Source organism: Candidatus Thiodictyon syntrophicum (assembly GCF_002813775.1).
Lineage (GTDB): Bacteria > Pseudomonadota > Gammaproteobacteria > Chromatiales > Chromatiaceae > Thiodictyon > Thiodictyon syntrophicum.
On the sequence record NZ_CP020370.1, the window covers coordinates 5,110,215 to 5,134,007 of the forward strand.

24 protein-coding genes are annotated in these 23,793 nt (G+C 66.0%); 13 read left to right on the forward strand and 11 right to left on the reverse strand.

Going from position 1 to position 23,793, the window contains the following annotated elements; genetic code table 11:
• Positions 1 to 8 precede the first annotated feature (8 nt).
• Positions 9 to 3,449 (forward strand): mechanosensitive ion channel domain-containing protein, encoded by a 3,441-nt coding sequence (locus THSYN_RS21530; RefSeq protein ID WP_100920933.1) that lies wholly within the window; start codon positions 9 to 11, stop codon positions 3,447 to 3,449.
• A 116-nt stretch (positions 3,450 to 3,565) separates the two neighbouring features.
• Here the strand turns inward: THSYN_RS21530 and THSYN_RS21535 are convergent, their stop codons facing one another.
• Positions 3,566 to 3,748 carry a PA3496 family putative envelope integrity protein gene (locus tag THSYN_RS21535; protein ID WP_100920934.1) on the reverse strand — a complete coding sequence of 61 codons (183 nt, stop codon included), beginning with the start codon at positions 3,746 to 3,748 and terminating at the stop codon, positions 3,566 to 3,568.
• A 205-nt stretch (positions 3,749 to 3,953) separates the two neighbouring features.
• Here THSYN_RS21535 and ppx point away from each other — a divergent pair, with 205 nt between their 5' ends.
• The 4 genes from ppx to THSYN_RS21555 all read left to right on the forward strand — a co-directional run bounded on the left by ppx (position 3,954) and on the right by THSYN_RS21555 (position 7,138).
• Positions 3,954 to 5,474 (forward strand): exopolyphosphatase, encoded by a 1,521-nt coding sequence (gene ppx, locus THSYN_RS21540; RefSeq protein ID WP_100920935.1) that lies wholly within the window; start codon positions 3,954 to 3,956, stop codon positions 5,472 to 5,474.
• Between the two features lie 146 nt (positions 5,475 to 5,620).
• On the forward strand, positions 5,621 to 5,806 hold the full coding sequence (locus tag THSYN_RS21545; RefSeq protein WP_100920936.1) for a hypothetical protein: 186 nt from the start codon (positions 5,621 to 5,623) through the stop codon (positions 5,804 to 5,806).
• Positions 5,807 to 6,549: 743 nt separating this feature from the next.
• Positions 6,550 to 6,903 (forward strand): DUF4160 domain-containing protein, encoded by a 354-nt coding sequence (locus tag THSYN_RS21550; RefSeq protein WP_236848642.1) that lies wholly within the window; start codon positions 6,550 to 6,552, stop codon positions 6,901 to 6,903.
• Positions 6,875 to 7,138 carry a DUF2442 domain-containing protein gene (locus tag THSYN_RS21555; protein ID WP_100920937.1) on the forward strand — a complete coding sequence of 88 codons (264 nt, stop codon included), beginning with the start codon at positions 6,875 to 6,877 and terminating at the stop codon, positions 7,136 to 7,138. The genes THSYN_RS21550 and THSYN_RS21555 overlap by 29 nt, the downstream gene beginning before the upstream one ends.
• 182 nt (positions 7,139 to 7,320) lie before the next feature.
• Here THSYN_RS21555 and THSYN_RS21560 read toward each other — a convergent pair whose 3' ends face one another.
• Positions 7,321 to 7,665 carry a type II toxin-antitoxin system PemK/MazF family toxin gene (locus tag THSYN_RS21560; RefSeq protein WP_100920938.1) on the reverse strand — a complete coding sequence of 115 codons (345 nt, stop codon included), beginning with the start codon at positions 7,663 to 7,665 and terminating at the stop codon, positions 7,321 to 7,323.
• Complete coding sequence (locus THSYN_RS21565; RefSeq protein ID WP_100920939.1) at positions 7,659 to 7,892, reverse strand: ribbon-helix-helix domain-containing protein; 234 nt, start codon at positions 7,890 to 7,892, stop codon at positions 7,659 to 7,661. Before THSYN_RS21565 ends, THSYN_RS21560 begins: the two co-directional genes overlap by 7 nt.
• A 323-nt stretch (positions 7,893 to 8,215) precedes the next feature.
• Between THSYN_RS21565 and nifE the strand changes: the two genes are divergently transcribed.
• The 8 genes from nifE (at position 8,216) to THSYN_RS21605 (ending at position 14,923) form a co-directional block, all read left to right on the forward strand.
• Positions 8,216 to 9,694, forward strand: a complete 1,479-nt coding sequence (gene nifE / locus THSYN_RS21570; protein ID WP_100920940.1) for a nitrogenase iron-molybdenum cofactor biosynthesis protein NifE — start codon at positions 8,216 to 8,218, stop codon at positions 9,692 to 9,694.
• Complete coding sequence (gene nifN, locus THSYN_RS21575) at positions 9,687 to 11,075, forward strand: nitrogenase iron-molybdenum cofactor biosynthesis protein NifN (RefSeq protein WP_100920941.1); 1,389 nt, start codon at positions 9,687 to 9,689, stop codon at positions 11,073 to 11,075. The genes nifE and nifN overlap by 8 nt, the downstream gene beginning before the upstream one ends.
• Positions 11,076 to 11,252: 177 nt before the next feature.
• Positions 11,253 to 11,738 (forward strand): NifB/NifX family molybdenum-iron cluster-binding protein, encoded by a 486-nt coding sequence (locus THSYN_RS21580; protein ID WP_100920942.1) that lies wholly within the window; start codon positions 11,253 to 11,255, stop codon positions 11,736 to 11,738.
• A 368-nt stretch (positions 11,739 to 12,106) separates the two neighbouring features.
• Positions 12,107 to 12,580, forward strand: coding sequence for a NifX-associated nitrogen fixation protein (locus tag THSYN_RS21585; protein ID WP_100920943.1), 474 nt, complete (start codon positions 12,107 to 12,109; stop codon positions 12,578 to 12,580).
• 13 nt (positions 12,581 to 12,593) lie between these two features.
• Positions 12,594 to 12,809 (forward strand): CCE_0567 family metalloprotein, encoded by a 216-nt coding sequence (locus tag THSYN_RS21590; protein ID WP_100920944.1) that lies wholly within the window; start codon positions 12,594 to 12,596, stop codon positions 12,807 to 12,809.
• A gap of 81 nt (positions 12,810 to 12,890) precedes the next feature.
• Positions 12,891 to 13,211 (forward strand): ferredoxin III, nif-specific, encoded by a 321-nt coding sequence (fdxB, locus tag THSYN_RS21595; protein WP_100920945.1) that lies wholly within the window; start codon positions 12,891 to 12,893, stop codon positions 13,209 to 13,211.
• Between the two features lie 47 nt (positions 13,212 to 13,258).
• A complete protein-coding gene (locus THSYN_RS21600) occupies positions 13,259 to 13,666 on the forward strand; it encodes a hypothetical protein (protein WP_100920946.1) in 408 nt (135 codons plus the stop codon).
• A gap of 309 nt (positions 13,667 to 13,975) precedes the next feature.
• Entirely contained in the window at positions 13,976 to 14,923 is a 948-nt protein-coding gene (locus tag THSYN_RS21605) for an Rpn family recombination-promoting nuclease/putative transposase (RefSeq protein ID WP_100920947.1), read from the forward strand.
• Positions 14,924 to 15,011: 88 nt separating this feature from the next.
• On the opposite strand, the gene THSYN_RS37030 is transcribed toward THSYN_RS21605, so the two are convergent.
• The 8 genes from THSYN_RS37030 to THSYN_RS21650 all read right to left on the reverse strand — a co-directional run bounded on the left by THSYN_RS37030 (position 15,012) and on the right by THSYN_RS21650 (position 23,602).
• Positions 15,012 to 15,434, reverse strand: a complete 423-nt coding sequence (locus tag THSYN_RS37030; protein WP_335582521.1) for a type II toxin-antitoxin system HicA family toxin — start codon at positions 15,432 to 15,434, stop codon at positions 15,012 to 15,014.
• Positions 15,435 to 16,016 (reverse strand): hypothetical protein, encoded by a 582-nt coding sequence (locus tag THSYN_RS21620; RefSeq protein WP_216644605.1) that lies wholly within the window; start codon positions 16,014 to 16,016, stop codon positions 15,435 to 15,437. It abuts the gene before it with no gap.
• 484 nt (positions 16,017 to 16,500) lie between these two features.
• Positions 16,501 to 16,959, reverse strand: coding sequence for a tRNA (adenosine(37)-N6)-threonylcarbamoyltransferase complex ATPase subunit type 1 TsaE (gene tsaE, locus THSYN_RS21625; protein ID WP_100920950.1), 459 nt, complete (start codon positions 16,957 to 16,959; stop codon positions 16,501 to 16,503).
• Complete coding sequence (locus tag THSYN_RS21630; protein ID WP_100920951.1) at positions 16,959 to 18,503, reverse strand: NAD(P)H-hydrate dehydratase; 1,545 nt, start codon at positions 18,501 to 18,503, stop codon at positions 16,959 to 16,961. The genes tsaE and THSYN_RS21630 overlap by 1 nt, the downstream gene beginning before the upstream one ends.
• A gap of 266 nt (positions 18,504 to 18,769) precedes the next feature.
• The gene (locus THSYN_RS21635; protein WP_100920952.1) at positions 18,770 to 20,236 is read right to left on the reverse strand and encodes a glycogen synthase; all 1,467 of its coding nucleotides are present in this window, start codon (positions 20,234 to 20,236) and stop codon (positions 18,770 to 18,772) included.
• A 93-nt stretch (positions 20,237 to 20,329) separates the two neighbouring features.
• On the reverse strand, positions 20,330 to 20,593 hold the full coding sequence (locus THSYN_RS21640; RefSeq protein ID WP_100920953.1) for a hypothetical protein: 264 nt from the start codon (positions 20,591 to 20,593) through the stop codon (positions 20,330 to 20,332).
• A gap of 210 nt (positions 20,594 to 20,803) precedes the next feature.
• Positions 20,804 to 22,165 carry a hypothetical protein gene (locus tag THSYN_RS21645; protein WP_100920954.1) on the reverse strand — a complete coding sequence of 454 codons (1,362 nt, stop codon included), beginning with the start codon at positions 22,163 to 22,165 and terminating at the stop codon, positions 20,804 to 20,806.
• Positions 22,166 to 22,216: 51 nt separating this feature from the next.
• Positions 22,217 to 23,602 carry a polysaccharide deacetylase family protein gene (locus THSYN_RS21650; protein WP_216644606.1) on the reverse strand — a complete coding sequence of 462 codons (1,386 nt, stop codon included), beginning with the start codon at positions 23,600 to 23,602 and terminating at the stop codon, positions 22,217 to 22,219.
• Positions 23,603 to 23,793 lie beyond the last annotated feature (191 nt).

The following is a 23,793-nucleotide window of genomic DNA, read 5'->3' on the forward strand; positions in this document are numbered from 1 at the left end:
CAACAGACATGATTCAGACATCGGACCTTGCCAAGTGCGGCGTCTGGCTGCTCCTGCTCGCCTGGCTGACCCTGGGGGCGTCCCCGCCGCGGCCGGCGAGCGCGGCGACCACCCTCCCGGGCACCCCGACCCCGACCGAGATCGAGGCCAGGATCAAGCAGGCGCAGTCCCTCAAGGGCCTGGACGAAGCCGCCAGGACCGCCCTGATCGACGACTATCGGCGGGCCGCGGCCGCGCTGGACGCGGCCGCTGAATACGCGGCCAAGGCCGGCGCCTTCACCCGCGCCCTGGAGGAGGCCCCCAACCAGGCGGCCGAGATCCGCAAGCAGGTCGCGGCCGGCCAGGATGACGTCAAGGCGGCCGTCCCCGGCCCTGTCGGACTGTCGAGCGAGGAGCTCGAGCAGCAACTGGCCAAGACCCGCACCGAGACCGCCGCCGCCGAGGCGCGGATCGGCGAACTGGACAAGGCCATCGACGGCGCCGCCGCCCGCACGAGCGAGGCGCGCGGCCGGGTGGCGGACCTCCGCCAGTTGCTCGAGCAACTGGACACGGACGCGCAGGCCCCGGCGCCCCCGAACCAATCGCCGGAGGCGACCCAGGCGGCCGCCTGGGTCCTGGCCACGCGCCGCCAGGCCTTGACGGCAGAGTCGCGCGCCCTGGAGCAGGAACTCGCGAGCCAGAGTGCGCGCGACGAACTCTATCGCGCCCAGCGTGAGCAACAGGCGCTCAACCTGCGGCGCGTCAAGGAGCGCCAAACGCAACTCCAGGAGGTGCAGGACCAACGCCGCAAGCGCGAGGCGGAACAGGCGCGGCGTGAGACCGAGGACGCACAACGGGCCGCGGTCAACAAGCACCCGCTGGTGCAGGACGCTGCCAACGAGAATGCCAAACTGACCGGGACCCTGGGGGAACTGGCCGGGCAACTCGATCAGTTCGCCGAGTTGCTCGCCCAGACCGAACGGGAACGCAAGCGCATCGAGTCCGACTTTCGGGGTGCGCGGGAGCGCATCGATGTCGCGGGGGTCAATCAGGCCCTGGGCCAGGTTTTGATCGATCGGCGCCAGGACCTGCCGGACCTGCGCAAATTCCGCAAGGAGATCGCCGCGCGCAACGACCGGATCGCCGAGGCGACGCTGAGCCAGATCCGCTTTCGGGAGGAACAGCGCGCCCTGCGCGACCTGGACGCCGTCCTCACCGAAATGGCCGCCGCCAACCCCGCGGCGCAGACCGACGAGGTCCGCGACGAGCTCGCGCAGCTCCTGGAGAAGCGCCGCGCCCTGATCGACAAGGCCCTGGCCGGGACCGACGCCTACATCCGCAAACAGGGCGAGATCAACGACGCCGCCGAGCAGTTGATCCAGAGCGCCGCCGACTACGACGCCTTCCTCGCCCAAAACCTGCTGTGGGTCCGCAGCACCGACCCACTGTCGTTCAAGAGCCTGTCGGCCCTGCCCGGGGCCGCGGCCTGGCTGCTCTCGCCGCGGGGCTGGATGGAGGCCCTGCGGGTCCTGGGCTACGAGTCACTGCACTCACCGCTGCCCGGGGTCGGCGGGCTCGCGGTCCTGCTGCTGCTCTGGAAGCAGGGGGCCATCAAACGGGCGATCCTGGCGACCGCCGAGCCCCTGCGGCGCGTACGCACGGACCGGTTCGGCTACACCCTGGAGGCGATCGGGCTGACCTTGGTCGCGGCGCTGCCGGTGCCGCTGACCATCCTGCTGCTGGGCCATGCACTCTCGGCCTCCATTGAGGCCACCAGCTTCACCCGCGCCATCGGCAACGGCCTGACCAAGGTGTCGCTCGGGCTCTATTTCCTGCGCGCCTTTCGCCTGACCTGTCTCCCCGGGGGGGTCGCCGACCGGCATTTTCGCTGGGAGAGCGATGTCCTCAAGAAAATTCGTCGCCACCTGCGCTGGTTCACCCCCTTCATCGTCGTCAGCAGCCTGATCGCCTATGCCCTCTACCTCAACCGCGATAGCGTCAACAGCGACAGCCTGGGCCGCCTGGTCCTGATCGGCGCCATGCTGGGGACCGCGGTCTTCCTGGGTACCCTGCTCAATCCCCGCTCCGGGGTCCTGGCGCGGCTCCTGGCGGCCCACCCGGACGACTGGGCCAACCGCCTGCGCAACCTCTGGTATGCCATCATCGTCGGCGCCCCCCTGGCCCTGGGGTTACTGGCGGGGCTCGGTTTCCTGTACACGGCCGGCACCCTTTTCGAGTCCCTGGTGCAGAGCGCCTGGCTGGCCCTGGGGCTGGTCATGCTGCAACAGGTGATCGTGCGCTGGCTGGTCTATACCAGGCGTGATCTGGCCTTGCAGGCGGCCATGGAGCGCCAGAGCACCCGCCGCGCCGCCGCCGCGAGCGCGGGCGGCCGGGGCGCGGCACGCGACGGCGAGGCCACGGACGCCCCGCCGCCCGTCGAGGAGCCGGAGCCGGACCTGGCAATCCTGGATGAACAGACGCGCAAGCTGCTGCACGCGAGCATCTTCATCCTGGCGGTCCTGGGCCTGTGGTGGCTCTGGTCACCGACGCTGCCGGCCCTGAACATCTTCCGCAAGATCGTCCTGTGGCACTCCGCGACCACGGTGGACGGGGCCCAGCAACTGGTCCCGGTGACCGCCGCCGACGCGGGCCTGGTGGTGGTCATCCTGTCGGTCGCCCTGATCGCGGCCAAGAACCTGCCCGCCCTGATCGAGATCCTGCTGTTGCGGCGCAGCTCGGTGAACGCCGGCACCCGCTACGCGGTGCGCACCCTGGTGAGCTATGCCATCACCGCCATCGCCATCCTGACGGCCTTCGGCGCCCTGGGCCTGCGCTGGTCCCAGGTCCAGTGGCTGGTGGCGGGGATGAGCGTGGGCATCGGCTTCGGCCTGCAGGAGATCGTCGCCAACTTCATCAGCGGCATCATCATCCTGTTCGAGCGCCCGGTGCGGGTCGGGGACACGGTCACGATCGGCGGCGTCACCGGCATCGTCACCAAGATCGAGATCCGCGCCACCACCATCCGCAACTGGGACCGCCAGGAACTGATCGTCCCCAACAAGGAGTTCATCACCGGGCGCCTGCTCAACTGGACCCTGACCGACCAGCTCAACCGGATCGTCATCACCGTCGGCATCGAGTACGGCAGCGACGCCCGCCTGGCCCTGACCCTGCTGACCGAAACCGCCGCCGCCAACCCGCGCGTGCTCAAGGACCCGCCCCCGCTGGCGACGCTCGAGGCCTTCGGGGACAACGCCCTGACACTGGTGCTGCGCTGCTACCTGGAGACCATGGAGATCCGCCAGGGGGTGACGACCGAGATGCATCTGGCGATCGAACAGGCCTTTCGCGAACACGGCATCGGCATCGCCTTCCCCCAACGCGAGATCAACATCAGCGCCCGGGATACCATCGACGTGCGCCTGCACCGGGTGGAACCGGTCGACCACCAGCCACCGCCGGGGCCGTGAGCACGCGGGAGCAGCAGAAGAAGATTCGTCCGCACATGAACGCGCAACCGCCGCGTCGCGGCAGCGCCAGAAAAATAAGCTAAAACAATGCGGCGGCCTACTGGCCGCCGCATTGTTCAGGTCAAGTCATCGAAATCGGGATCGTCCAAGAGCTCACGCAGGCTCTTGAGTTCACGCATCCGCTCGATGCGGCGACGAATCGCCAGGTTGGGGGCTGAGCCCCGGGGGTCATCCGCGTGCATGGGAGGAGGCACGGCCTCGATCGTCTCCTCGCTAAAGCGGCCTTCAGGATCCAACATTTCCGTTACCTCGGAACATGCGTGCAACACAACGTCGGTTATCTAACGCAACGCCGCCCGCTACGCAAGTAAATAGTTGTAATACTCTGGATCAGTTTTCTGAATTCAGCCACCGCACGCGGACCCGGGGCGTGCGGCGCGGCAGTCCCCAGGCCCCTCCTGATACCATAACCGCAACTCCCGATCGCCCCCGCTGGACTGCACCATGCCCGAAGCCACACCCCCGCCCACCACCGGCGTGCCGCACGAGACAGTGGCGGCCGTCGACCTGGGTTCCAACAGCTTCCACATGATCGTCGCCCGGATCGCCGACGATCACATGCAGATCGTCGACCGGCTGAAAGAGCCGGTGCGCCTGGGCGAGGGCCTGACGGACGACCGGCGCCTGCTGCCCGAGGTGGCGGAACGCGCGCTCGCCTGCCTGGGGCGTTTCGGCCAGCGCCTGCGTGAATTCCCCCTGGGCAGCGTGCAGGCGGTCGGCACCAACACCCTGCGCCAACTGCGCCCGGCGACCGAGTTCGTCGAGCGCGCCGAGGCGGTCCTGGGTCACCCCATCGACATCATCGCCGGGCGCGAAGAGGCGCGACTGATCTATCTGGGGGTGGCCCACGGGCTGGCCGCCGGCCCCGAGCGTCGGCTGGTGGTGGACATCGGCGGCGGCAGCACCGAACTGATCGTCGGCCAGGACTTCACCGCCCAGTTGCGCGAGAGCCTGCACATGGGCTGCGTCAACATGAGCCTGCGCCACTTCGCCGACGGCAAGGTCTCGGCCAAGACGATGGACAAGGCGCAGTTGGCCGGCGCCATCGAGTTGCGTCCCGTCCGCGAGACCTTCCGGCACGCCGATTGGCAGACAGCAGTGGGCAGTTCCGGCACCATCAAGGCCATCGCCGCGGTGGTGCAGACCGAGGGCTGGAGCGAAGACGGCATCTCGGCCGCCGCGCTCAGGCGCCTGCGCGAGGCCCTGATCGGCGCCGGGCGCGTCTCCTCGCTCGATCTCAAGGGGCTCCCGGACGAGCGCAAGCCGGTCTTCGCCGGCGGGGTGGCCGTCCTGTGCGCCGTCTTCCAGACCCTGAACATCGCGCACATGCAGGTCTCGGACTATGCCCTGCGCGAGGGCCTGATCTACGAGATGATGGGGCGCCACCACCACCAGGACGTGCGCGAGCGCACCATGCGCACCCTGTCGCGCCAGTACCAGGTCGACGAGGCCCACGGGCGTCGCGTCCAGGCCACTGCGCTGGGCCTCTACCGCCAGGTCGGGGGGCCCTGGTGCCTGGGCGACGCCCGCTACCCGCGCATCCTCGCCTGGGCCGCCCGCCTGCACGAGATCGGCCTCATGGTCGCCCACAGCCAATACCACCGGCATGGCGCCTACCTGCTGCGCAACGCCGACCTGGCCGGCTTCACCCGTCAGGAGCAGACGATCCTGGCCGCCCTGGTGCTGGGGCACCGCCGCAAATTCCCCACCCAGGACTTCGCCGCCCTGCCCCCCGGCATCCGCGACTGCACCAAACGCCTGTGCGTCATCCTGCGCATCGCAGCACTGCTGCACCGCGGACGCGCCCCTAACAACAGACCCAGGCCGATCTTGCAGGTCGAGGGCGACAACCTGTCGCTGGTCTTCCCCGACGGCTGGCTCAACCAGCATCCGCTCAACGTCCTCGAATTGGAACAGGAGTCGGACTTTCTGAAGGGGGCGGGGGTGAGGTTGGCGTTCAAGTGACAAAGGAGCGTGGGCGTCCCGCCCGCGCGGGCTGCAAGTCCGCACTCAAGCCCGACGTGGTCTCCTGACCGATCGATGTACCCCGGACATTGACAAGCCGCGCGACATTTGATCGACTACCCTGGGGGCCAAGTTCCGAGGACACCATGCAAACAGACATTCGAGACGCCGCACACAAGTTGATCGACCACTTGCCGACTCAGGCCACTTGGGATGACGTGATCTACGAAATGCTCGTGCGACGTGAAATCGAGGCAGGGCTGGCGGACAGCGATGAAGGTCGGACCCGACCGGTTGAAGATATCATGCGCTCGTTCGGCATCGTGGAGTGATCTTACACTGGACAGCGCGTGGGGAAACGCGCCTGCGGCGGATGCATGTTCGGCAACTCTTGCCCGATAACCTGAACAGACTTCGATGAGGTGAACCCGAGGCACAATTCAGGCGGACATCGGGGGAATAATGTCTAGCTGGGAAGTGCCCTCGCCGTTAGTGTCAGGCGGCGAATTTGCCGCCCAAACACTATCGGCGGCATAGTTTGTGAAACTGGAAGCATTACCGGCGGACTTGAGTTGCCAGCATTTTTTTGACTCTCAAACCAGAGAAGGCATGTCAGGCTCCCCTGTATGTGCAGCTTATTATGGCATCTGGGATACCACAAGTCCGTATACCCCCGTTGATCCAGACGCACCAGACTTCTTTCAAAGAGATGATATTGTACTGGGTGATAATAGAATGGAATTTGTCGGTTGCTACAGTGGAAGAATTGGTAAAGTCGAAGATGGTGCTGCACTTGGGTTGTGCTGGACATGTGACACCATTGAAAAGATATGTCGGCTTAGGAGTCTAGGCAAACGCCCTCATGTGCTATTAGCGTCCCCCTAGAATTCCGGCGACAGTTTACTTAATTCGAGCCGGGGAAGGGGTCAAGCCGGGAAACAGGGCCAGGCACGAGTGCTTTTTCGAGAGTAAAGAAGGAGCCAAGATAAGACCTTCCGCCCGCTAGTATTGCGGAGCCAGTCCCGCCTGTTTGCATAGCGCGGCAGGTTGGGGTAAGGAACGAACCCCAACAGCCTTGAACCTGCGCCATCGGACGCCATTGCGTTGGGGTTCCTTCATCACCCCAATCTGCCGCCCGATGGTCTTTGGCATTGGGCAACTCAACCGCGACACTCAGGAAAATCCGCACATCGCGCCGACCATCGTCCGCGATGGGCAATTCCGACTATTCTTCTTCTCTCGCGAGGAGACCCGTATCCACGTTCACGTTGCACATCCGGACGGGGAGGCAAAATTCTGGCTCACACCGACGATACATCCGGCGCTGAACCTGGGTCTGACACAGGTGCAGGTGCGGCAAGCGCAGTCAATCGTCGAAGCGCACATTCAGGAGATTGAAGATGCCTGGCATCGTCACTTTGGCGGCTGAGGTCACCAACATATCGCCGCACTGCTTATGGATTCTGCTTGGCGATGAGGAACTTGCGATACCATTTTCCGAGTTCCCTTGGTTCAAGTCCGCTACCATTGAGCAACTCATCAGGGTCGAGCGCCCGACCAAGAATCATCTGTATTGGCCGGAGATCGACGTTGATCTGGCGGTTGAGTCCATTCGTAAGCCTGAGGACTTTCCGCTTGTATCCAAGATGCCGGATTATGCATAAGGACGCGGGAGCCCGGGGCCGACCGCGCTTTGCGCTCCGGCAAAGCGCCGTAGGTTCGGATGAGAAACGAACATCAACATCCCGCATTCGACGCCATCGCGTTGGGGTTCCTTCGTCACCTCCACCTACGGGTGCCGGAATGACGGCGGCAAGGGACCTGGGCCAATAGGTGGCACGAGGTATCAGCGCCCCAGCACCATGTCGATACCCGCCAGGATCGCGTCGAGTTGCGGCTTTGCGAGCCTACCGATCCGCTCGGTCAAGGTGCCGCGGTCAATGGTCAGGAGTTGGGAGACATTCGCGACCGAGTCCTTGGCCAACCCGGCTCCGCGTGACTCAAGCAGGACATTACCTGGGGCGTCGGCCCACTTGAGGTTGCTGGTCAGCGGGACGCAAACGACGGTCGCGAGCCGGCTGCGGTTGAACGCATCGCACTGGACGATGACAACGGGGCGCCGATAACCCGGTTCGGAGCCGACCGGTTCGCCCAGGTCTGCCCACCAGAGATCACCCTGCCGGATCACCACTCGGTGCTCCGAAGCACCTTGCGGGCCGACCGGACCAGGAATTCGTCCGGCTTACTGTCGATGTCACTGCAGAGGGTGTCGAGGGTCGTTGTCACTTGGTCAGCGTGTCGCTCCAGGAATTCCTTGAGCGCCCGCGCATAGAGATCACTACGGGAAATCCGCAGGCGGGCGGCGAGGTTTTCGGCCTCACCGAACACGTCATCTGGAACCGAGATAGCTGTTTTCATACCCGGAGTATAACGGCCAGGGCAAACTCAGTGCACGGACTTACCACGGTCACTGATCCTGCGTCATCCTGTCGCCCGGGGCGCGGGCAGCCCGCCGCCGAGCAGGGACGCGGCCGGTCACTCGCGGGCGAGACGCCCACGCTCCCGGGTTGCGATCCGCCACCGCTCGCGCCGCACCAGACCGGTGCCGCCGACCCTCCATCAAGGCCCCTTTGTCGTAGATGCGACAGACCCGCCTACCCTCCGCCGCCTTACGGAACAGAAACTTAAAGACTGGCACGAGGTCTGCATAGACACTCCCAAACGCGGACTGCGGAGTGCCCATGAACAAGAAAGAGATCGCCGCCCTGCTCGACGAGCCGGCCTGCGCCCACAACAGCAAGGCCAAATCCGGCTGCGCCAAGCCGAAGCCGGGGGCCACCGCGGGCGGTTGCGCCTTCGACGGCGCCCAGATCGCGCTGCTGCCGATCGCGGACGTGGCCCATATCGTCCACGGCTCCATTGCCTGCGCCGGGAGTTCCTGGGACAGCCGCGGCACCCGCTCCTCCGGGCCGACACTCTATAAGATGGGCATGACCACGGACCTGACCGAACAGGACGTGATCATGGGCCGGGGCGAGAAGCGCCTCTTCCACGCCATCAAGCAGGCGATCGACACCTATCACCCGGCGGCGGTCTTCGTCTACAACACCTGCATCCCGGCGATGATCGGCGACGATATCGAGGCGGTCTGCCGCCAGGCGCAGACGCGCTGGGGCACCCCGGTGGTGCCGGTGGACGCGGCCGGCTTCTACGGCACCAAGAACCTGGGCAACCGGATCGCCGGCGAGACCATGGTCAAGCATGTCTGCGGCACCCGGGAGCCGGACCCGCTGCCACCCGGGATCGAGGGCCCTGGCTTCAAGGTCCACGCCATCACCCTGGTGGGTGAGTACAACATCGCGGGCGAGTTGTGGCACGTCTCGCCGCTGTTCGACGAACTGGGCCTGCGGGTGCTGGGCAGCCTCTCGGGCGACGCCCGCTATCGCGAGGTGCAGACCATGCACCGCTCCGAGGTCAACATGATGGTCTGCTCCAAGGCCATGATCAATGTGGCCCGGATGCTCAAGGAGCGCTTCGGCACGCCCTGGTTCGAGGGCAGTTTCTATGGGGTGGCGGATGTCTCGCAGGCGTTGCGGGACTTTGCCCGGATCATTGAGGACCCGGACCTGACCGCCCGCACCGAGACCCTCATCGCCCGCGAGGAAGCGGCCATCCATGCCAGGCTCGAACCCTGGCGGGCGCGGCTCGCGGGCCGCAAGGTCCTGCTCTACACCGGCGGGGTCAAGTCCTGGTCGATCATCTCGGCCCTGCAGGACCTGGGGATGACGGTCGTCGCCACCGGTACCAGGAAGTCCACGGAGGACGACAAGGCGCGCATCCGGGAACTGATGGGGGAGGACGCGGTGATGATCGAGGACGGCAATCCCCGCGCCCTACTCAAGATCGTGCACGACCAAGGGGTGGACATCCTGATCGCCGGGGGCCGCAACATGTATACCGCGCTCAAGGCGCGGGTGCCCTTCCTGGACATCAACCAGGAGCGGGAATTCGGCTACGCGGGCTATAGCGGCATGTTGGAACTGGCCAAGCAACTGTGCCTGACCGTCGAGAGCCCGGTGTGGGAGGCGGTGCGGCGGCCGGCGCCCTGGTCTGTCGGGTCCGGCACCGCTGCTGCGGTTGACCCGCTTGGTGCTGGTCCGCGCAGCGGACCCTACGAGAGCGACACCGGTGCGCACGACGCGGAGTCGGCACATGCCTGAAATACTCAAACGCAGCAAGGCGCTCTCGGTCGGCCCGCTGAAGGCCAGTGCGACCATCGGGGCGGCGCTCGCCTTCTTAGGGATGCGCCGCGCCATCCCCATGCTGCACGGCTCCCAGGGCTGCACCGCCTTCGGCAAGGTCTTTTTCGTCCGCCACTTCCGGGAACCCATCCCGATCCAGTCGACCGCCATGGAGCAGGTGAGCGCGATCATGGGGGCCAATGAGAATGTGATAGAGGGGCTGCGCGTCCTGTGCGAGAAGAACCACCCGGACCTGATCGGCGTGCCCACCACCGGGCTGGCCGAGGCCCAGGGCGCGGACATCCACATGGCCGTGCGGGAATTCCGTGCCAAGCACCCCGAATTCGACCAGATACCGGTGGTGGCGGTCGCCACCCCGGACTTCAGCGGCTGCCTGGAGTCCGGCTTCGCACTCGCGGTCCACGCCATCATCGAGGCCCTGGTGCCGACGGCGGACCTGGCCGGCACCAGGCCGGGCCGGCGCCGCCGCCAGGTCAATGTGCTGGCCGGCTCGGCCCTGACCCCCGGCGACCTGGAGCACCTGAAGGAGATCATTGAATCCTTCGGCCTGCGCCCGCTGGTGCTGCCTGACCTCTCGGACTCGCTCGACGGCCACCTGCCGCCGGAAGAGTTCAACCCGCTCACCATCGGCGGCACCCTGGTCAGTGAACTGGCGACCCTGGGCGATGCGGTCGCGACCCTGGTCATCGGCGCCTCCATGGACCACGCGGCGGACCTGCTGCACCAGCGCACCGGGGTGCCCGACCACCGCTTCGCGCACCTGATGGGACTGGATGCGGTGGACGCCCTGGTCCAGACCCTGGCGTCCATCTCGGGCAACCCGGTCCCGGAGCGACTGGAGCGCAGCCGCGCCCAACTCCAGGACGCCATGCTCGACAGTCACTTCATGCTGGGACTCACCCGCTTCGCGATCGCCGCGGAGGCCGACCTGCTGGTCGGCTTCAGTCAATTGCTGGCCGGTGTCGGCGCCGCGACCGTGGCTGCCGCCACCCCGATCAATACCCCGGCGCTGGCCCAGGTGCGCTGCGAGCGGGTGCGTATCGGCGACCTGGAGGACCTGGAGGCGGACGCCCGGGACCAGGTGGCGGAGGTGCTGATCGGCAGTTCGCACGCGGCGCATACGGCGAGCCGCCTGGGTATCCCATTGCTGCGCGCCGGCTTCCCCCAATACGACCGGGTCGGCGGCTACCAGCGCACCTGGATCGGCTACCAGGGCACCCGCGCCACCCTCTTTGATCTCGCCAACATCCTGCTGCAATTGGAGCGCGGGGAGATCCACCCCTACCGGTCGCGGTTATCACCGCGGCCGGATGAGGCGGTGCGGGCGCACCAGGGTTAGGAAAGATGATTGGTCCGCAAATGAACGCGAATGAACGCAAATAAAGTCGTTGGGTGGGGTGGGTTTGCGGTGACGGCTTGCGATCCACCAACCTCTTTCTCATTTGCGTTTATTTGCGTTCATTTGCGGACAAACAGTTTCTCGGTGAATGGGCGATCGATAACCCGAGGCTAGGCGATGACGCTCGAACGACGACTCAAGGTGATGAACTTCGGAGCCGATACCATGGGCAGTGAGACCGCGGTGAGGGTGGCCTTCGCCACCGGTGATATGCGCCATGTCGACCAGCACTTCGGCGCCGCAGAGTCCTTTGCCATCTATGCGATCGACCCCGAGCGTTCCCGCCTGGAGGAGGTGACCCAATTCGGCCGACTGGATATGGACGGCAACGAGGACAAACTCACCGCCAAGATCGCGGCCCTGGCGGGGTGCATCGCCGTCTATTGCCAGGCGGTCGGGGCCTCCGCCGTCAATCAACTGCGGGCCCAGGGGGTACAACCGATCAAGGTCACCGCGGGGACGCCGATCGCCGATCTGATCGGCGCCCTGCAAGAGGAACTGCGCGCCGGCCCCAGCGCCTGGCTCGCCCGCGCGCTGGAGGCCCGCCAGCCCCGCGACGGGCAGCGCTTCGACGCCATGGAGTCCGAGGGCTGGAGCGAGTAACCCGGATCCGCGGCGCGGATCGAGACTGAAAGGTATAACCTAAGAAAAGCAGTTTAGCCGCAAATGAACGCAAATTGACGCAAATAATCAAGAACCTGGATCTTACTGCATATTCACTGTCCGGGTGACGCCCGCGACGATGATAACCAGCAGAGTTATTTGCGCTTATTTGCGTTCATTTGCGGCCAAACACTCTTTCTGCGATAAAGCAATTGGTCCAGAGTTTGCGCCGATGAGTCATGCCCAGGTCCGAAGCTCTGAAAAGGTTCGCAATGGGGCGGCTCACCCTATCCCTTTGCACATGATAATCCCATCACCATACCATCCCGATTCGCAGCGCGAATCGGGACCGCAACGAGGTCATTCCAATGAGCGCGGCAGTGGCAGAAATCAGCGAGACGGACCCGGTCCTTACCACCGAGTTCGGTGTGGAAATGGTGCGCCAGATGCGCGCCATCGACAGCTTCGGTACCTATGACAGTTGGACGGTGGCGCAGATCCTGGAGCCCTATGTCTTGACGAAGGAGAAGAAGCGCGAGATCCCGATCATCGGCGACCCGGACGAGATCATCATTGCCCGCATCAAGGCCTTTTATAACGCCATCTCGGCCATGATCGAGAAGGAGTGCGGGCTGATGGCCGTCCCCATGATGAACCTGACCCACGAGGGCTTCGGGCGCGCCCTGATCACCGTCGGCAAGCTGGTTGTCATGGACCGGACCCTGCGCGATGTGCACCGCTTCGGCTTCCCGTCACTGTCCAAGATGAAGGACGAGGCCGACAAGATCCTTTCCGTCGCCCTGAACCTGGTCGGCGAATACCCGAAGGTCGCGGGGCTCTAGAGGACTGCCGGCCATGAGTGATCAGACCATTGCCGACCTGGAGAAGGCCGTCAAGCGGGCCAAGCGGATCGCCTCCGAGCGGGCCGGGGAACTGCACGACCTGGTGGAGGAGCGTCTGCCGGCCGCCTTCGACGAGATCCCCGGCATCGCGGCGGCTACCTACGACGCCTGCCAGGCCTGGGCGCAGGCCGAGGCGCGCCTCAAGGCGGCCCTGAGCGCGGGCGCCTAGGACAACTGCCGTCAAACAGGCCCGGCGCTTGCCGCCCCGCGTTGGGATGGCATCGACCCCCTAAAGAAAGGTATACTGAGTATGAGTAACATCACTGGCATCACCCGCGGCGGGACCCCATGGACGCCCGCCTTCGTCACCAGCATCAACCAGGTCCGCTGCATCGGCTGCGGTCGCTGCTACAAGGTCTGCCCCCGCGACGTCTTCGATCTCGTCGACCGGGACGACCTGGACCTGGAGGAACTGGAGGCGGACGACAGCGACGACGATGACGATTTTGAGGAGGCGCCGGGAATGGTGATGAATCTCAAGAACATGCTGGACTGCATCGGCTGTCTGGCCTGCTCCCGCGTCTGCCCAAAGAAATGCCTGACCCACGAACCCCAGGCGGTCGCCGCCTGAGGGCGCAGGTCGGGCCACGACCAACCAAGCGAAACGAGGTAGCCCACATGCCAAGACCAAAGACGGACGCCATTTACGGCACCGCCGCCGCGGCCCAAGCACGCTACGACCAGATCGCGCCCCTGGCCCGACAGATCCGCGCCGCCCTGCGGGCGGAAATCGACCGACTCGGCTTCGACCTGGGTTCAGTCCCCATCGGCGACCCGTCCGCCGCCGACTACCGGCTCGACCGCGACCCGGCCTCCGGCCAGCACCGCCTGGTCGGCGAGTGGCGGGACTTCCAGGGCCAGCCCCAGGGCAAGCTCGTCTTCCACCCGGACGGCAGCTTCTACGTCGAACACGACGTAATCCGCACCCACCCCCAGGACGCCCGCTGGTTCGTCGAGGCCGTCCACGCCTGGGGCCGGGGCAACGACATCCGCGCCGAGCCGCGACTCCTGGCCGGGCCTGACTGACGCTGCTTGGCCGACCCTCTTCTCCTGGGAGCGCCGCACCCCAGTGCGGCACGATCTCGCAGATAACCCAGCCGGTGGGGGTTGAGCAGAGGCCGCACCGCACTGGGGTGCGGCGCTCCCAGTAGCCGTTGCGGCTTAACGTAATGGCAGTGAGGCTCCGGCGTGGGAGCAAGTCCGGACGCTCCCGCGTCCCGTAGGGTTGGAGCAACCCGCGCAGGGCCGACCAGATAGTGACGGTGCAGTGGACGCACGGGCAACGACTCACCACTCACTTGCGTTCCTGAATCGAAGCCACTAGCCTCAGCCCCCATGGACGCCATCACCACACCCCACGACGCCTTCTTCCGCGAGAGCTTCGGCCGCCGGGAGATTGCCTTGGACTTCCTGCGCCACCACCTGCCGCCGGAGTTGCTCGCCGCAATCGACCTCGACACGCTGGAGATCTCCAAGGACACCTACGTCTCGAAAGAACTGCGCTCGACCTACTCCGACCTGGTCTACCGCGTGCGGTTTCAGGGCGGGGAGCTGGTGATCTACCTGCTGTTCGAGCACAAGAGCAGCCCCGAGCACTGGACACCCCTGCAACTCCTGCGCTACATCGCGGCCGAGGGCGATCAATACCGCAAGCAGCACCCCGAGGCCCTGCACCTCCCGCCCATCTATCCGCTGGTTCTCTACCACGGGACGCGCCAATGGCGTGTACCGGCCAGTTTCCACGAACTGGTCCGCCCGCTGCCGCCGGCCCTGGTTCCCTTCGTGCCCCAGTTTCGCTACGCCCTGCACGATATCTCCGCACGGACCGATGCCGAGATCAAGGGGGATGTAATGACCCGATTAGTCCAGCTCGCGATGCGCGGTATCTTCAGCGACGAACCAATTCAGCGATTACACGAGTTGCTCGGCCTGATTGCGCAAATAAGCGACCAGGGGAGCGCCTTGGAGATCCTCGAATCACTGCTGCGATACTACGTCCAGGGCACGCGGCGAGTGGAAGAACACCAGGTCAGAACCCTGCTGCAAGAGCTACCTACCGGAGACCCCATCATGCAAACCTTCATCGAACGCTACATCGAACAGGGCGAAAAGCGGGGTGAACAACGGGGTGAAGCCAACCTCCTGCTGCGACTGATCGAGCGCAAATTCGGCCCTCCGACCGAACCCGTGCGGCAACAACTGCTGGAGGCGGACCCCGAGACCCTGCTGCGCTGGTCCGATCAAATCCTCACCGCCGACAGTCTCGAGGCGATGCTGCACTGAGCAGGGACGGCTGGAATGGCGGAGTGTTTGCGCGCTCGCTCAAGTCCGGGGCGGGGGCAACCTTCTGAAGGTGCCAGGATGTCGGGCGCTATGCAACCTCACGCATCGGCCTGACCTTCGCTGCTGGAAGACTCCGGGCCTCCGCCTGAAAATGGATGATTACATCTTCGACGACCGCGCATAACTCACTGTACAGGGCGACGGGGTCGCCCCCATGGATTCCAGTAATGAGATCCGGGCATTTTCCAACGTATACTTGATCTTCGTCGCTCCACTCCACCCACTTGTGGTATCGGTCGCTGTCTTTCATTTCGTGACGGTCTCGATGGCGCTGGTGACTTCCCGTTTCTTGATAGTGTTTCACATCATCCCCGAGACTTCCGCTGACCGTGACGGCACCGGAAAATTTCGGGTGTACAAGCTTTCGGTGCGATCCCTTGCCCGCGCCGGGTATTGCCCTGAACCCAGCGCGTCTCAGATGCCTTAGCAGATCGCGAATTTTCCGTGGCAGTTAGCCGCTTGCTGACTCATGAACCTGCGGCGCGAAGCCATTCTTGTACATCTTGACGATGGAGAATGGGGTCAGCACCTTCACCACCTGGCTCGGCTGGGGCAAGGCCCCAACCTCGGTATAACCGCTAGGCGACCATTTCCTTAGCTGCATCTGCCAGTATAGGTAGGCTTCGTTGTCACGCTCGATGAAGGCTCCAGACGGAAGGTCTCGAAATTCCATCAGGTGGGATGCTTTTTTGCCGCCCGGCACGACTCGTTCCTTATGCAGTTGCTCATCGATCTGCGCAATGGCGATCTCAGGCAAACCAGCGCCGTTAGTCCTTCGCCATGCTTCCTTGAACTCCAAATACCGCTCCCGACGACATTCCGCGCATGGACGATGCCCAGCGGAAAACGCTGTAGCCTCATCGAGAAAAAACAGCTCAGAGTAGCTGTCGGGGCTGAATATCTGTCGCTTTCTCCCCTTATACGCCAATTGGCATACCTTCCATTGCTTATGCTTCCATAGGGCAACGATTTCTTTGTTTTCATCATGAAGCTTGCCGCGATTGCCAAGCCATGCGCCTCGCGCATCGGCCACGATCAGGTTCCCCCAAGGATCTACGCGATTTTGTAATGGCATCGGTTATGCGGCTAACTCGTTTTCATCGGACGGACTACCTGATAACCCGTCAGGTCTCGGGCAGTGGAACAAATTTCCCGCGGTCTGTCAATGTCCTGAACGCGGATTCCGGCAACGCCGCCATTCGGCGGACGAACTACGCCATAGGCCCGGATGCCTTGCGCAATCAAGAAATTTTCCTTTTTCTGATCAACGGTCTGGACGCACCTTCTCGTTGCACCTTGCGGCCTTGATTATAATCCCGACCCATCAGCCAACGACTACGTCTGTGGTCCGCACAGCGGACCCTACGACCGCCCCTGTAGGGTCCGCTGTGCGGACCAGCGACCTCCCGTCCGGCAGGGTGGCCGGAGTCATGATCAAGGCCCACCTTGGGTGCGTCAGGGCGCAACCGGCCCAGCCGCGGTAAGAATCCCGCGAGGCAGCCTCCGCCACGACGCCGCTATATCCCCAGACCCAACCGCTCGACCAGGCCTTGCCCCGCCTCACCGTGCAGGCTAAGGGTCAGTCTCCGCCCATCAGGAAGGTATTCGATCCCGATACTCAAATCCGCCGCCGGCAACAGCCCTGCCCCACGCTCGGGCCATTCCACCAGCCACAGGGCCGCGTCGCCGAGCAGGTCGCGCAGCCCCAGGTATTCGAGTTCTTCGGGATCGGCAAGCCGGTAGAGGTCGAGGTGATAGACCCGGCGGGGGCCGATCTCATAGGGTTCGATCAGGGTATAGGTGGGGCTGCGGGCGGCGCCCTGGTGGCCCAGGCCGCGCAGGATGCCGCGGGCCAGGGTGGTCTTGCCGGTGCCGAGATCCCCGTGCAGGTAGATCACGAACTGGCTGGGCAGGGCGGCGGCCAGACGGGCGCCGAAGGCGGTCTGGGACTCGGCGTCGGGCAGCAGGATCTGCATCAGCCCTCCCCCACCTCGTATAGGCCGGCGGCGACCCTGTTTGCGACCGGGCGCAGGGCGGCGAGGATGTCGCCGGCGATCAGCCCCCGCTCGCCGTCCCGGGCGGCGCGGTCGCCGGCCGCCGCGTGGAGACAGACACCGAGACCGGCCGCCTGCCGCGCGTCGAGTCCCAAGGCGCGGCTTTGAGCCAATAGGGCGGCGATCACGCCGGTCAGCACGTCCCCGGCACCGGCGGTGGCCATCCCGGGGTTGCCGTCGGTGCAGACCGCGGGCGGGTGCTGGGGCTCGCCCTGGATCAGGGTGCCGGCGCCTTTCAAGACCACCACCCCGCCGTAGCGCCGCTGGATCTCGCGTACGGCCTGGAAGCGGTCGGCGCCGACCGCGGCCGTGCCGCACCCGAGCAGGCGTCCGGCCTCGCCGGGGTGGGGGGTCAGGACCCAGTCCGGGTTGGTCGCGGGCGATTCGGCCAGGAGATTCAGCGCATCGGCGTCGACCACCAGCGGCTTGCCGCTCAGCCGTGCCCGCTCCCAGAGTCGACGGCCCCAGTCGGCGCGGCCCAGGCCGGGGCCGATGGCGATGACCGTGGCCCGCGCGACCAATGCATCCAGTGCCGCGGGGTCCGCGACCGGACTGACCATGAGTTCCGGGCGGGTGAGGTTGAGCAGGGCGGCGTGGTCCGGGTGGGTGGCGACCGTGACCAGTCCGGCCCCGGCGCGCAGGGCCGCCTCAGCGGCCAGGCGGGCGGCGCCGGACATGCCGGGGGCACCGCCGATGATGAGCACATGGCCGAAGTCGCCCTTGTTGGCGGTGCGTCGCCGCGGTTGCAGGCTTGCGGACTCCGGGGACCAGTCGATGCGGCAGGCGGATGGGGTTTGCGTGGCGTAGACGGTTGCGGGGACGCCCAGGTCACTGAAATGGACGGCGCCGCACTGGTCCGGTCCGGCCCCGGTAAAGAGGCCCTGTTTGAGGCCGATGAAGCTGATGGTCGCGGCGGCGCGCACGGCGATCCCGAGCACGGCGCCGGTGTCCGACTGGAGTCCGGAGGGGATATCGATGGCCAGCACCGGCGCACCGCTTGCGTTGACCGCCGCGATGGCCGCGGCCCAGGGGCCTGTAACCGGGCGGTCGAGACCGGTGCCGAAGAGCGCATCGACGATGACACCCGGTTGCGCGGGGAGGGCGTCGAAGGGTTCGATCGGACCGCCGGCCTCCCGGTAGGCGGCCAAGGCCAGCGCGGCGTCGCCGCCGACCCGATCGCTGTCGCCGAGCTGAAGCACCGTCGCCGTCATACCGTCCGCCCGCGCCAGCCGGGCGATGACATAACCGTCGCCGCCGTTGTTGCCGAGGCCCGCGAGGACCGTCAGGCGCTTGAGCTGCGGCCAGCGGGTGCGCAGCAGCGCATAGGCGGCGCTCCCAGCCCGGTTCATCAACTCGATCCCGGGGATGCCGTGGACCTCGATGGCAGTGCGGTCCAGGGCGCGGACCTGGTCGGCGCGATAGAGTGCCTGGGGAAGAGTGGGGGTATCTGGGATTGAGCGGCACATGGAGTTCTGGTAGCCGTAGCAGCGGATAATACGGAATCAAACCGCGACATCGACAGCGGCTTGAGAATAAATGGACAGGATTAGTAACGAGTCAGAAATAAATCGTCGTCGCGGTCGTTGGTTGTCGTTGTCGTTGTCGTTGTCGTTGTCGAGATTATCTTAGCGCCACGGATTCTCTCTCACGCCAAACTATGTCGCTTCTCCGATTACGATTTCGACAACGACAACGACAACGACAACGATTGTGCTTGTTCTTGACGCGTCACTCAGTTGCGCAGATGGTGATAGATATCGAGGTACGATTGCCCCGGCCGGTTCCAGGAGTTATCGGCGCGCATGCCGTTGACGCGCAACTGCCGGAAGTATTCGGGGAAGCGGAACCACAGGCCGATGGCGCGGCCCATGGCGGCCTCCAGGGCACTCTCCGTCAGTTCGTCGAAGAGATAGCCATTGCGCTCCTCGAAGGGCCGGTCCGAATAGTTGGCATCGAATACGGTGTCGGCCAGACCGCCGACCCGGCGCACGATGGGGACCACGCCGTATTTCATGGCGATCATCTGCGTCAGGCCGCAGGGCTCATAGACGCTGGGGATCAGGATCATGTCGGACCCGCCATAGATCAGGTGCGACAGTTCCTCGTCATAGGTCAGTTCCAGGTGACAGTCGGGGTTTGAGTCCATTTCGCGCTTGATGCCCCAGAACCGCTCATTCACCGCCGGCTCCGGGGCCGAACCCAGGAGTACGAACTGGCAGCCGCTCTCCAGCGAGAAGTAGATGGCCCGGCGGATCAGGTCCACCCCCTTCTGGCGGTCCAGACGGCTCACCACCGTGATGATCGGTTTGAAGACGTCAGCCAGACCCAGGCGCTGACGCAGGGCCTTTTTGCTGGCGGCCTTTTGCGGCAGGGTATCGGGGCCGTAGGGCTGGGGGAGGTGGGGGTCCAGTTCCGGGTTCCACACCGAATAGTCGATGCCGTTCAGGACGCCGCCGAACTTGCGGTCGTAATACTGGAGCAGCCCCTGGAGCCCCATCCCCTGGTCGGTATGCTGGATCTCCCAGGCGTAGCGCGGCGAGACGGTGGTGACGAAGTTGGAGAACACGATCCCGCCCTTCATCAGGTTCACTGCCCGGTGATTGACGGGGTCGAGCATCCGCTCCATGACCATCATACGCTCGGGCTTGAGGCCCACTTGGCGCAGGATGGAATCCCCCGTCACGCCCTGGTGCCCCATATTGTGCAGGGTGTAGCAGACACGGGTGTGCTTCATCCCCAGGCCCTGGTAAATCTCATAGAGCAGCACCGGGATCAGGCCGGTCTGCCAGTCGTTGCAGTGGATCACGTCCGGGTGGCGGCCGGATTTCAGCATGAACTCCAGCACCGCCCGGCAGTAGAAGGCGAACCGGTTGGCGTCGTCCGGCTCCCCGTAGATCTTGCCGCGCCGGAAGAAGTTCTCCCGGGCGTGCTCGTCGATGAAGTAGCACTTGAGTCCGTCGACCTCACCGTATTCCACGTCACAATGGACCCATTGGTCGTAATAGGGCACCCACAGACCCTCATAGACCTTGGTCAGGCCCCAGATGCGATCGAAGCGCAGGCTGTCGTACTTAGGAAGGAAGATCTCGACCTGATTGCCCCGAATCGACAACTCTCGGGCCAGACCCTGGACGAAGTCCCCGAGACCGCCGGCCTTGGCGATCGGCGCGCACTCGGCGCTGACCATGGCGATGTACATGCGCCCTGCCCCCTTTGGGATGGCTCGTGAGTGGGTGGCGGCCGTGACCGCCGCCGGGTTAGGAACGGTTCACTAATAAGTTAAACACGTCTATTAGAGAATGCAACTTGCGCCAATCTCGTTGTCGTTGTCGTTATCGTTATCGTTATCGTTGTCGTTGTCGTTGTAGGCCTCGCTCATCGTTCCGGCCACCGTGGTGTGTCGGTCGGCCTTCAGGCCGACCGACTGGGAGCGCCGCACCCCAGTGCGGCCCGGCCTGTCCGCAGCGCGCAACGCAGCGGTCGCCAGCGAGATCGCGCCGCACTGGGGTGCGGCGCTCCCAGTGGCCGGGACTAGGATCGAGGCCGACAACGACAACGATTGTGTCCGTGTTTAGCTTGTTCCTGGCGCGGTATTTATCCAAGAAAGACCCTGACATCGATCCGCTAAGCCGGTAAGTATACCCGCTGGGGGTCCTGACCGAACGCCGACCTCAGTCGGAGGCATTTGCGCTGTGCCCAGATGTTGTGGTCACTGGGGCCTTACAGGCACTAGATGATGCGGTTTTTCCGTCACAGCGCAAACGCCTCAGTCGTCCCTGGTCAGGGTCAGCTCGGGCGGCGGGTTGAGAAACAATGCCATGCGCAGGAGGGACGGATCATCCACCCGCACGACCAATTGGAAGCGCCCCCCGGGACCGACCCGGAAGGGGTGGCCGAAGAGATCGACCAGGGTCCCGGGTGCTGCCTGCCCGGTGATACGCAGTTGCGCCTCCAGCTCCAGGCCGGTGCGCCGCAGCGGGGCCTGTTCATAGGTCAAGGACCAGCCGGGGGCCATGAAGACCGGCGCGGGCTGGGCCGGACCGGCGGGGCCCAGGTCGAGCGCGCCGGGTGGCGCCGCGGCGGGTAGGTCCGGACCCTCCGCCGGCTCGCCGGGGGCCGGCAGGCGCAGCGGCCGACCCTCCAAGGCGGGCTGACGCGGCCCCGGCGCGGAGGTCGGCGGGGTCCATCCGTCCTGGTGCCGGGCCGCGGGGATGGGCGCGAGCGGGAGCGTGAGCTCGGGGGCCAGGGGTAACAACCCGAGCATCAGCTGCAATCCCGCGGACTCCCCTTGCACCGCCCCGGGGGCCGCGTCGAGCGCGACCGACGGCGCGGGTCCATGCCACGGGGCCGCCCCCGTGGTCGCAGGCGCCGGGGCCGGCGCCCAAGGCGGGGGCGCGCAACGCTCCACCAGCGGAAAGGACCCCGTCAGGGAAACCGCGGACCCCGGCCTGAGTGCCGGCTCCTGGTCGTCGGTGGTGAGGCAGACCAGGGGCGCAGTCACCGCCGCCGCCAGCGGCAACGGGGTAACCGGCGGGGGGGGCGATGGGGGAACCGGGGCAGTCAGGACCCTCGGCGGGGCCGCCTCCAGCCGCGCCAGGTCCACCCCGACCTGGGAGACGTTGTCCAGCGCGTTGGAGCGGGCCAGCATCAACCAGCCGCCGTCCCCATTGGTCAGGCCAAGCTCCGCGTGATAGAGCCCGTGATCCGCCGCGACCTGGAATCGCGTCTCCCCGGCGCCCGCGCGCACGACGGCGCCCAGCTCGGCCTGGTCCACCGGATCGGCGCCCCCGCCGGGGCGGACCCGCCGCAGCCGCACCACCGGCCACGGCCGACCGCCCTCGCCCGGGAAGCTGCCGCCGGCCCGCTCCAGGTCATTCGCCGTCAGGCGCCAGTGTGCACACAGTGCCCCATCGACACCGAAGAGGACCAGACCGGTCCCAGGGTCGCGACCGGGGAAGCGCGGCGGCAAGGCCGCGGCGGCGGGAGCCGCAGGCCCGATCGTCGGATCAGGCCCTGGATCGGGTTCGGGACCGGACGGCAGCGCGCACGCCGCGTCCGGGTCTGCGGCTTCATTGCTGCACGCGGGCTGCGCGACCTCCACGGCGGGCGCCCGCGGGCCGGTGCTCATGGGCTCAGACCCGGACCGCCCGCCCCCACCCCCGAGGTCGATCACCGGCCGTCAGCGCCCGGACGTCGGTTGCGGCCCGCATCCACCGTCACCGCGGTGCGGCGCGGGCGCGGTCGAGTCCGGGAGGGGGGCGATCTGCGTGGTCGCAACCACGGCTGCGGCTGGCGGCGATGCCGCGGCGGGTGGTGACACCGACGCCTGGGCGCCGACTGGGGCCGCGGACTCCGACTCGCCGAGCGGATGCCCGGGGGTCCCGGGGACGGCAGACTTCAGTGACGCCTCGGCCGCATCCAGTTCCGCGGCGGCCGGGATGGTGCGCTCGTAGAGGAGCGGAATCCAGGCCGGTCCCCAGAACAGGAAGCAACTGGTCTGCGCCTCCAGAATCAGACTGCGGGCGCGCTCCAGGGCCGGATGGGGGCGCCCGGCGGGCCACCGCTCGCACAGGTCCCAGTAGCGGGCGCTCAAGCCGCTGACCGCGGCCGCGGCCGTGCGCTGCTGGTCGCTGCCCCCCCACTGGGAAAAGTCATAGCCGGAGCCGGTACCGAGGTTCCAGGCCCCCGTCTGGACCTGCGCGCGGGCGACCGCCGGGTTGCTCGTCAGATAGGCGCTGAGCGACACCGGTGTGACCGGATACTCGCCGCCCCGGAAGTGCTCCATGTAGGGGGCGAAGAAATGCCCGAAGAAGCCCGCCCCTTCCTCCGACTGGCGGAACCAGGCCCCGTTCTCGCCATCGGACCAGGTGGTGACCAGGCGCGCCTCGTGCGGGCGCGGCGATCCGCCGGTGCGCCAGCGGACCTCGTTCTGGAACCAGTTGGCGTCGAGTCCGCTCTCCTGGGCGTTGGAGACGTCGCGGTCGCGCGCCACCACCGTGATGCAGACCCCCTCATGGCAGGCCTGGTAGGGGCGAAAGACGTCGCTGATACCGTCCTCCGGGCGCACATGCACCCCGTCCACCACCAGGTACTCGTAGCCGGCCTCGACCAGGGCCGGGATCATCTCCATGGTGAAGGCCATCTCCGGCGGCCAGAAGCCCAGCGGCGTGCGGCCAAAGGCGCGCAACATGACCAGGCGTTCGCGCTCCAACTGTTCGGGCCAGTCGGCCTGCGGAATCAGGGGGAAGATCGGGTGGAAGTGGCCGGTGCCGATCAGCTCGATGTTGTCCGCCTGGGCATAGCGCGCCAGCATCTCGGGGATGTCCAGGATGTGGCGGTAGCGGTCGATGATGTCCGGGTCGAGCAGTTGATCCAGCAAGACACCGGAAAACCCGATGTGCAGCCGGGCCACGTCCGGATAACGGGCGGCATACCGGACGGGACGCTCGTAGCAGCGCAGGATCTGCTCCGCCTCCCAGGGGTTGGCCTCGATCAGCAGGCGCAGGTTTCCCGGCGGCTGGTGCATGTGCAACCCCAAGGCATGAAAGATCGTACTGCCAGTCATCGTCTCCACCACGCATCCGGCCGACCCCGGGCGGGGCCGCGCTAACTGCCGCGATGATCGCACGGCCACTGCCCAGGCGCCAGACGGGGCGCCCTGGCGGCAGCGAGGACCGGCTAGCGGCGCTGCAGTACGCCCGCTCCACCCTGGCGGCGGCCGGGATCCATGCCGTTGGAGTTTCGTCTCGCGGTACT